Source organism: Geoalkalibacter sp. (genome assembly GCF_030604225.1).
Lineage (GTDB): Bacteria > Desulfobacterota > Desulfuromonadia > Desulfuromonadales > Geoalkalibacteraceae > Geoalkalibacter.
In genome coordinates this window covers 1-9,489 of sequence record NZ_JAUVWH010000122.1, presented here as the reverse complement: position 1 = coordinate 9,489, position 9,489 = coordinate 1, and the positions used below count along the sequence as shown (strand labels likewise).

General features: G+C 66.6%; 6 protein-coding genes and 1 pseudogene. 3 read left to right on the top strand and 4 right to left on the bottom strand.

Annotated elements, in window-relative coordinates; all coding sequences use genetic code 11:
* Positions 1 to 1,670 (bottom strand): methyl-accepting chemotaxis protein (locus QAT43_RS12240; RefSeq protein WP_305043365.1); only part of this gene is annotated, 1,670 nt, incomplete at its 3' end.
* A gap of 333 nt (positions 1,671 to 2,003) precedes the next feature.
* On the opposite strand from QAT43_RS12240, the gene QAT43_RS12235 reads away from it, so the two are divergent.
* Genes QAT43_RS12235 through QAT43_RS12225 form a run of 3 tightly spaced genes read left to right on the top strand, consistent with a single transcriptional unit; the run spans position 2,004 to position 7,802 of the window.
* Complete coding sequence (locus QAT43_RS12235) at positions 2,004 to 3,401, top strand: TolC family protein (protein WP_305043364.1); 1,398 nt, start codon at positions 2,004 to 2,006, stop codon at positions 3,399 to 3,401.
* Entirely contained in the window at positions 3,385 to 4,536 is a 1,152-nt protein-coding gene (locus QAT43_RS12230; RefSeq protein WP_305043363.1) for an efflux RND transporter periplasmic adaptor subunit, read from the top strand. The genes QAT43_RS12235 and QAT43_RS12230 overlap by 17 nt, the downstream gene beginning before the upstream one ends.
* Positions 4,533 to 7,802: an efflux RND transporter permease subunit gene (locus QAT43_RS12225; RefSeq protein WP_305043362.1), complete on the top strand. Its 3,270-nt coding sequence runs from the start codon at positions 4,533 to 4,535 to the stop codon at positions 7,800 to 7,802. Before QAT43_RS12230 ends, QAT43_RS12225 begins: the two co-directional genes overlap by 4 nt.
* A gap of 97 nt (positions 7,803 to 7,899) precedes the next feature.
* Here QAT43_RS12225 and QAT43_RS12220 read toward each other — a convergent pair whose 3' ends face one another.
* The 3 genes and pseudogenes from QAT43_RS12220 to QAT43_RS12210 all read right to left on the bottom strand — a co-directional run.
* The gene (locus QAT43_RS12220; RefSeq protein WP_305043361.1) at positions 7,900 to 8,307 is read right to left on the bottom strand and encodes a bacteriohemerythrin; all 408 of its coding nucleotides are present in this window, start codon (positions 8,305 to 8,307) and stop codon (positions 7,900 to 7,902) included.
* A 162-nt stretch (positions 8,308 to 8,469) separates the two neighbouring features.
* A complete protein-coding gene (locus QAT43_RS12215) occupies positions 8,470 to 9,264 on the bottom strand; it encodes an ABC transporter permease (RefSeq protein ID WP_305043360.1) in 795 nt (264 codons plus the stop codon).
* Positions 9,261 to 9,489 (bottom strand): annotated as a pseudogene (locus QAT43_RS12210) (ABC transporter ATP-binding protein); the annotation flags it as partial. The gene QAT43_RS12215 and the pseudogene QAT43_RS12210, both read right to left, overlap by 4 nt.

The window sequence follows — 9,489 nt, the reverse complement described above, 5'->3', positions numbered from 1 at the left end:
GTCGCGCCGCCCTGCTTGAGGTGAAAGCGGGTCAGCATCCGGCGCAGTTGCTCGGACTGGCTGGAGAGTTCCTCCGCCGCCGCCGCGCACTCCTCGGCGTTGGCGGTGTTCTGCTGGGTGACCTGGTCGATCTGTCCCAGGCCGATATTGACCTGGGAGATGCCCTCGGACTGCTCTCGGGCGGCGGCCGCCATTTCTCCCACCAGATCGCTCACCCGCGTGACGCCCACCACCATCTGCTCCAGGGCCGCGGCGGTCTTCTCGGCGATCTCGGCGCCGTTGCTGGTCTTGGCCACGGAACCCTCGATGAGATCGGCGGTTTCCCGCGCCGCGCGGGCGCTGCGTGCCGCCAGGTTGCGCACGTCCTCGGCCACCACGGCGAAGCCCTTGCCGTGCTGGCCCGCGCGTGCCGCTTCGACGGCGGCGTTCAAGGCGAGTAGGTTGGTCTGGAAGGCGATCTCGTCGATGACCTTGATGATCTTGGAAATGCTCTGACCGGCGGCGTTGATCTCGCCCATGGCATCGACCATGGCACGCATCTGGCCGCTGCCCTCCAGCGCCGCCTGCTTCATGTCCCCGGCCAGGCGGTCGGCCTGCACGGCGTGGTCGGCGCTGTACTTGATCTGGGCCGCCATCTGGTTCATGGAGGCGGCGATTTCCTCCAGGGAGCTGGCCTGCTCGGTGGCTCCCTGGGACAGGGATTGGCTGGTGTCGGCCACCTGGTTGGCACCGCCGGCGATGAGCAGGGCCGCCGATTGGATCTGGCCGAGGATCAGGTTGAGATCGTCGCCGACTTTCTTCAGCGCGCCGCGCACCTGATCGCCTTCATCCCTGGGGGTGACGCTCAGGTTGAGATCGCCGACGGCGAGTTTCTTGAGGGCATCCACCACCTCGTGCTGCAGGTTGTCGGCGAAGGCATCCATGGTTTGGGCCAACTGACCGATTTCGTCGCGCCGGTCCAGGTTGAGGCGCCGGTCGAGATGGCCCTGTTCGAGATTCTGAAGCATGTGGACGGTTTGCTTCAGGGGCGCGGTGACGCTGCGCGCCACCAGGCTGACAAGAATCAGCATGCCGACCACCGCCAGGGCGATGACCGTCAGGGCGGTCCACAGCATGCGCGAGAGCAGCGCCTGGATGTCGTCGACGTAGAGACCGCCGCCGATGATCCAGCCCCATTCGGGCACCAGCTTGACGAAGGACACCTTGTCCTGGGGATCGGCGAAGCCCGGCTTGGCCCATTGGTAGTCGACGAAGCCCTGGCCGTCGCGGCGCGCGACCTCGACCATCTCGACGAACAGCGCCTTGCCGCTGGGATCGCGGTTGCCGGAGAGATCCTTGCCGTCGAGGGCGGCGTTGATGGGATGCATCACCATGCGCGGGGCGAGATCGTTGATCCAGAAGTAGTTGTCGCCATCAAAGCGCATGTTTTTCACCGCCTCGCGGGCCAGCAACTGGGCCTGATCGACGGACAGGCGCCCGGCCTGGGCCTCGGCGGCGAAATGATGGACCAGGCTCCAGGCCGATTCCACCACATGCTGGATTTCCTTGTGCTTGGCCGCGTAAAAATTGTCCCGCGCCTGCCAGTACACCCAGCCGATGGCCAGGGAAAAGACCAGCATGATGAGGCTGCTGAGCAGAAAGATCTTGGTGCCCATTTTGAGGTTGTTCATCCTTGCTTCTCCTTCGGTCCGCCCTGCCGGGCGGAATATTGATCGGCGCTGCGGAGAAGAATCCCATTCATATTTCATGCCGAAATGCTGACGATGAGGGCCTGATTGTCGAGCGTTTAAATCAATAACTTTAAAACGATGTTCTGGGTATCTGGGAACAATCGCCGATTGCGCCCCTATTTGTTGTTCGCAAGGGTAAAAGTAAAAGAAAAATAACCACTTGAGGGGTTTTTCCGGGTCGTGGCGGGATTGACAGGTCGGGTTTTTTCTCTAAAATTTACACTGATTTATGTGGGCTGGTGGATGGGAATTCCGCGTTTCGGGAGAGGGTTCATGGCCATGGGCCGGTCGGTTTTTTGGCGTCTGCTCGGCGCTCTTTTGACATTGCCGCTTCTGGGCGCCGTCGCCTGGGCCGCGCCCCTGACCCTGGAGCAGGCCTTGGACCGGGCTTTGGCCGACAATCCGGCCCTGGCCGAGTCCCGGGCGCGCATCGTTCAGGCGCAAGCGGCCCTGGAGGAAAGCCGCGCGGCCTTCTGGCCGACCCTGGACGCGCGTCTCGAATACCTGCGGGCCGATGCCCCCTCGGCCTATCTGTTCAAGACCATCGATGCCCGACGCCTGCCGGCGGAGGTTGATTTCAACGACCCCGGGCGCTTCGACAACCTGGAAACCTCCCTGGCCGCGCGCCTCAACCTCTACTCGGGCGGGCAGGATCGCCTGCGCCGCGACCAGGCGGATTTGCGCCTGGAGCAGGCGCGCCAGGGCAGCCTCGCCCTGGAAAATGACCTGCGCGCGGCGGTGGCCGACACCTTTCTGGCGTTGCTGACCGCCCGGGACCTGGTCGACATCGCCCGGCAGAGCGTCCTGACCCTGGAGCGCGAGGTGGAACTGGCGCAGGTGCGGTTCGCCGGCGGCGGCTTGCTGCGCTCCGAATGGCTGTCCCTGGAGGTGCGCCTGGCGGAGGCGCGCCGCGACGAGGTGCGCGCCCGGGCCGCGGAAAGGCGCCTGCAGGCGGCCTTGGGGGCGTTGCTCGGGGTGGGGACGGATGTTTCCTGGGAGCCCGTGGACAGCCCTTCGGATTTCATTCCGCCGCCGGATTGTGATGCGGCCTTGCGCCTGGCCCGGCGGCAGCGCCCGGAATTGGCCCGGGCCGCCCAGGATTTGGAAATCGCGCGTCTCGAACAGGGGGTGGCGCGCGCCGCCTATCTGCCGCGTCTGGATCTGGAGGCGCGGCTCTATCACGATGATCCCGACCTTGCCTACGACGACAATCGTCTCAACTGGACTCTGGGCGCCCAACTGAACTGGAATCTGTTCAGCGGTTTCGCCACCCGGGCGCGGCAAGCCCAGGCGGCGGGCAAGCGCGTGGAGAGCAGCGCCGCTCTGCGACGGCTGAGCCTGGAGATCGAGCTGGAAGTGCGCCATGCCTGGTTGGCCCTGGAGGAGGCGGCGGCCGTGGAGGCCTGGGCCGAGGCGGCCCGCGTGCAGGCGAAGCAGGCCTTTGCCCAGGTGCAAACGCGCTTTGCCGGGGGTGCCGCCGAGGTCACCCGTTACCTGGAGGCGGAACTGGCTCTGAACCGCAGCCGCGTCAACGCCGCGTCCGCCGGGCGCGACCGTCAACGTGCCCTGTTCGCCCTGGCTCGCGCCTTGGGCGCGGAGCGCACGCCGGCCCAGGCCTCGCCCGAGAATTCCTTCCCACCCGAAAGGCAAGCCCATGGTTCCGACCCTTAAGCGCCTCGCGCCGGTTTTGCTGGGAAGCGCGCTGCTCCTGGTCCTGATCCTCTACATGGGCGGTGTGTTCCGCACCGGTCGCATCGGTCCCGAGGATGCCCGGGCCCCGGCGCTCCAAGCCCCCGCCGAGGGTACGCGGGTGGCGGCCCGACGCGTCGAGCGACCCAGCGTGCATGAGGCGGTGGGAACGGTGCAGGCCGTGAGTGCCGCGCGCATCGAGGCCCAGGTCCGCGCGGCGGTGCGCGCGGTTGGTGTGCGCTCCGGCGACCCGGTGGTCGTCGGCCAACTCCTGGTGGAACTCGATGATCGCGAGCTGCGCGCCCGCCACGCCCAGGCCGGTGAGGCGCTCAACGCCGCCCGACAGCAGCAGGTGCAGGCCGAGCGGCAGATCGAGGCGGCGCAAGCGCACCATGTCCGCGCCCAGGCCGAGCACGCGCGCGTACGGACTTTTCTTGCCGCCGAGGCCGCCACCCTGCGTGAGATGGAAGGCGTCGAGGCCGACTTGCGGCAGGCCGAGGCCCAGCTGGCGCGATCCCGGGCGGCTCTGGCCGAAGCCCGCGCTCTTGTCGAGCAGGCGCGCCGCCGCCTGGAGGAAGCGGCCGTGCACCTCGGCCACGCGCGGATTCTCAGCCCCGTGGATGGGCAGGTGGTGGAGCGCCGCGTCGATCCGGGAGATCTGGCCGCGCCGGGCAAGACCTTGCTGGTGGTGCGCGGCGAGGGCGCCCTGCGTCTCGAAGCCCTGGTGCCCGAGGGCCTGATCGGGCGCCTGAGCCTGGGGCAGGAACTGGCCGTCGAGGTCGCCGGGCAGGAAATAGTCGGTGTGGTGGACGAGATGGTGCCCGCCGCCGACCCCGCCGCGCGCGCCTTCCTGGTCAAGATCGCCCTGAAATCCGCAAGCGGCCTTTACCCCGGCATGTTCGGCCGCGCGCGGCTGCCCCTCGATCCCCGTCCGGCGGTGCTGGTGCCCTTTGCCGCGGTGCGGCGCATCGGCCAGTTGGAGATGGTGCGGGTGGTGGAGGATGAGCAGGTCAAAACCCTGCTGGTCACCACGGGATCGCGGGTCGGCGAGGACATTGAAGTGCTCTCCGGCCTGCGGGGAGAAGAAATCCTGCTGATCGAGGGAGCGCGGCCGTGAGCCCCGAGTCCCACTCCCCACCCGAGAGCCTCATCGCGCGGCTGGTCGCCCCTTTCTTAAACACCCAGCCGCCGGTGCTGCTCATCATCTTCGCCCTCGCCCTGGGGGCGGCGGCGCTGTTGCTCACGCCGCGCGAGGAGGAGCCGCAGATCGTCGTGCCCCTGGCCGACGTTTATGTGCAGGCGCCGGGCGCTTCCGCCCGCGAGGTCGAGCTGCTGGTGGCCACGCCTCTGGAGAAGCTGCTTTGGCAGATCGACGGGGTCGAGTACGTCTATTCCATGGCGCGCGACGGTCAGGCCATCGTCACCGTGCGCTTTCACGTGGGCGAGGACCGCGAGCGCTCCCTGGTCAAGCTGCACAACAAGATCAGCATGAACATCGACCAGGCGCCGCCCATCGTGCGCGGCTGGGTGATCCGCCCGGTGGAAATCGACGATGTCTCCATCGTCAACCTGACGCTTTACTCCGAACGCTACGGCGATTTCGAGCTGCGCCGCATGGGCGAGGAAGTCCTGGCGCGGCTCACCGAGGTCGCGGATATTTCGCGCTCCGAGCTGGTGGGCGGGCGCCGCCGTGAACTGCGCGTCGAGCTCGACGCGGCGTCCCTGGCCGCGCGCCGGGTCTCGGCCCTGCAGGTGGTGGAGAGCCTGCGCGGCGCCGACGCGGCGGTGCAGGCCGGGCGGTTTTCCCAAGCCGACCAGAGCATCGCGGTGGCGAGCAGCGCCTTTCTGCACAGCGCCGCCGATGTGGAATCCCTGGTGGTGGGCGTCCATGAGGGGCGCCCCGTTTACCTGCGCGACGTCGCGCGGGTCAGCGACGGCCCCGAGGAAGCCGGGAATCATTCGCGCATTGGTTTTTCCACGCTGTTTCTCGAACGCAATGACGGACATCCCGCCGCCGCCTTTGCGCAGGATGAAATCTCCCCGGCCGCGGCCATGGGCGCCTATCCCGCCGTGACCCTGGCCCTGGCGAAGAAAAAAGGCAGCAACGCCGTGGAGGTGGCCGACGCCATTCTCCAGCGCCTGAACGAACTGCGTGGCACGGTCATCCCCGACGGCGTGGAGATCGAGGTGACCCGCAACCACGGGCGCACCGCCCAGCAGAAGGTCAACGACCTGCTCTCCTCCCTGGTGTTCGCCGTGGCCACGGTGGTGGTGCTGCTCGCCTTCACCCTGGGGCGGCGCGAGGCGCTCATCGTGGCTCTGGCCGTGCCCATCAGCTTTTCCCTGGCGCTGTTCGTCAATTACCTGCTCGGCTACACCATCAACCGCGTCACCCTCTTCGCCCTGATCCTGTCCCTGGGCCTGGTGGTCGACGACCCCATCACCAATGTCGACAACATCCAGCGCCACATGCTCGCCCGGCGGCGCAAGCCGCGCGAGGCGACCCTGTTCGCCGTGGCCGAGGTGCTGCCGCCGGTGATTCTCTCCACCCTGGCGATCATCGTCTCGTTCACCCCCATGTTCTTCATCACCGGCATGATGGGGCCCTACATGGCGCCCATGGCCGCGAACGTGCCCCTGACCGTGACCTTCTCGACCCTTGCGGCCCTGACCATCGTGCCCTGGCTGGCTTACAAGTTGATCGGCGGGCGGGTGGCGAACCTTGCGCCAGGCGAGGCCGCGGGTCAGGACGTGGTGCCCGACTGGCTGCGGCGCGGCTACGCGGCGGCGGTAACGCCCTTTCTCGGCGCGCGGCGCCGGCGTTGGCTGCTGGTGGGGGGGATTCTGCTGCTGCTCGGCGCGTCCCTGGCGCTGCCGCTGCTGCGCCTGGTGCCTCTCAAAATGCTGCCCTTCGACAACAAGGACGAACTGCAACTGGTGCTCGACCTGCCCGAGGGCAGCACCCTAGAGGCCACCGATCGCATGGTGCGCGATTTTGAAGCCTATCTGCGCGGCGTGCCCGAGGTGACCAGCTTCGTGTCCTACGTGGGCAGTCCTTCGCCCATGGATTTCAACGGCATGGTGCGCCACTACTATCTGCGCGAGGCGCCGCACCTGGCCGATATCCGCATCAACCTCGCCGACAAGAACGAGCGGCGCATGCAGAGCCACGCCTTGGCTCTGCGTCTGCGTCAGGATCTTGAAGCCCTGGCGCGCCGGCACGGCGTCCTGCTGGCGATCGTCGAGACGCCGCCGGGGCCGCCGGTGCTGGCCACGGTGGTGGCCGAAATCTACGGCGCGCCGGGCAGCGATTACGCCGAACTCATGGTGGCGGCGCGGCAGGTCATGGCTATCATGGACGCCGAGCCCTATGTCGTCGATGTGGACAGCACCATCGAGGCGCCGCGCAGTCGCCTGGACTTCGTTCCCGACAAGGAAAAAGCCGCCCTGCACGGGCTCAGCGCCGAGGACATCACCCAGACCCTGGCCCTGGCGGTCGGCGGCGTGGCTCCGGCGACCCTGCATCGCGACGGCGAGCGCCAACCCTTGCCGGTTCGGGTGGTCTTGCCCCGCGCGCAGCGCTCGAGCAGCGAGGGGCTTGGCCAAATGCCCCTGGTCGGGGCGGCGGGGCAGATGGTGCCGCTGCGGGAATTGGGACGTTTTCAGGAGGCCCCCGAGGCACAGACCCTCTACCACAAGAATCTGCGGCCGGTGGTCTATGTCACGGCGGAGATGGCGGGCCAGGCCCCCGGCGAGGCGATTCTCGACATGCAAAAGCGCCTGCGGCGGGAGACTCTGTCGCCCGGCATCGAGGTGCAGTGGGCGGGAGAAGGGGAGTGGGAGATCACCCTGCGGGTGTTCCGTGATCTGGGGTTGGCCTTCGGCGCGGCCCTGGTCGGCATCTACATCCTGCTCGCCCTGCAGACCGGCTCTTTTTTGCTGCCGCTGCTGATCCTGCTGGCCATCCCCCTGACGGTGCTCGGCATCATGCCCGGCTTCGGGTTGCTCAACCTGCTGCTGGATCGCCCGGTGGGCGGCTTTGCCGATCCGGTATTCTTCACCGCCACGGGCATGATCGGCATGATCGCCCTGGGCGGCATCGTCATCCGCAACGCCGTGGTGCTCATCGATTTCATCCGCGGTGCCCTTCAGGAGGGCATGGCCCTGCGCGAGGCGATCATCGAGAGCGGCGCGACCCGCCTGCGGCCCATCGTGCTCACCGCCCTGACCACCGCCCTCGGCGCTTGGCCCATCACCCTCGATCCGATTTTTTCGGGGCTGGCCTGGGCGCTGATCTTCGGCCTGTTCGCCTCGACCCTTTTCACCCTGGTGGTGGTGCCCGTGGCGTTCTACGCGGTCTACCGCAAGCGCTATGAAAATTGATCGATGCGGTTCGCTTTGCTCACCGGCATCCTACCTGGGGTCGTGGGTGCGGTCGTAGGATGCGGTGAACGCAGGTGAACCGCATCGTTTGGTCGGCTTACCGCAACCCCGCGTCGTTGAAATGGCGGCTGTATTGCTGGTCGCTGGCGCAGATGTGGCCGGCGATCCAATCGCTGAGGAAGCGCAAGACCTCCAGGGAGAGGATGAACTCGTCGTTGCGCATGCGCTGTTGCAACTCCAGGGCCTTTTCTCGAAAAGTTTCGTGTTCCTGACGATGGGCGTTGAGGTCGGGATACTGGTAGGCCAGCATGTAGCGCTCTTCCGTCGCGAAATGCGTCAGGGTGTAATCCACCAGTTCATCAACGATTTTGGCCAGGGCAACCTGGCCCTTTTTTTCGATGATGGCTTCCTGCAGATTGTTGAACAGGCGGAACAGATTTCGATGCTGCTGGTCGATCTTGTCGATGTTGACGCGAAATCGTTCTTCCCACTGAATGGCCGGCACGACAAACTCCTTTGGCGATGGTTTAGGATTTGTAAATTCAAATTTTCAATATTTGACCGACCTCTGTCAACCAAAACCGGCAGCGTCGCGCCAACAGCCTCCCCTCCCCTGGTGGGAGGGGATTGAGGGGAGGGGGTGTCGCAGGAAAACCAGAACCTCAGATCAGTGGATCAGGCGGCGCACCATGAGGGCGATGGCCAGGGGCAGGGCGAGGGCGGTGAACAGGAGCAGATAGAGCAGGCTCAGCCAGAGTTCGGGCGGCCAGGCGCCCAGGGCGCAGGCCCGCGCCAGGGCGACCAGGTGGGTGAGGGGCAGGATCTGGGCCAGGGATTGCGCCCAACCCGGCAGGTTGACGAGGGGGAAGAAGGTGCCGCTGAACAGGAACATGGGCGTGATCATCAAGAAAATGGGGAGGTTGAAGGTCTCGATGTTGGGCACCAGGGCGGTGCAGATCATCCCCAGGGCGGCAAAGGCCAGCCCGCCGAGCAGCGCCAGGGGCAGCAGCCACAGGGACGAGGGGAAGGCCAGCAGGCCGAAGGCGCTCACCACCGTGCCCATGAGCACCGTGGCGATCAGTGCCTTGGTCGCCGCCCAGACCAGTTCGCCGAGGATGATCTCCTCGAGGTTGAGGGGCGTGGCGAGCATGGCGTCGAAGGTTTTCTGGTAGTACATGCGCACATAGGAGTTGTAGGTGGTCTCGAAGAAGGCGTTGTACATGATGGCCACCGCCACCAAGGCCGGCGCGATGAATTGCAGGTAGGACAGCTCCGCGTTGCCGTAAGCCACCGAGCCGACCATGACCGCCAGGCCCACGCCGAAGGCCAGCAGGTAGAGCATGGGTTCGAGCAGCGGCGGCAGGAAGCTGATCTTCCAGGTCTTGCGGTAGACCGAGAGGTTGCGCTGCCAGACGCGCAGGAAGCGGCGGCTGAAGCGGCTCGGGGCGGGCCAGGGGATCATTCGCGCAACTCCCGCCCCGTCAGGCGTAAAAAGACATCTTCCAGGGTCGCCTGGCGCAGGGTGCAGCCCCCGGGGCAGAAGTCGCGGGTGAGCTGCACGAAGAGATCGTCGGCGCCGTGGTTGTAGACCACCAGGCGGTTGCCGAGATCCTCGAAGGGGCAGGCGCGGCGGCGCAAAAAGTCGCGCAGACCCTCCCCGGGCTGACTGATTTCGATGACCTCGCGG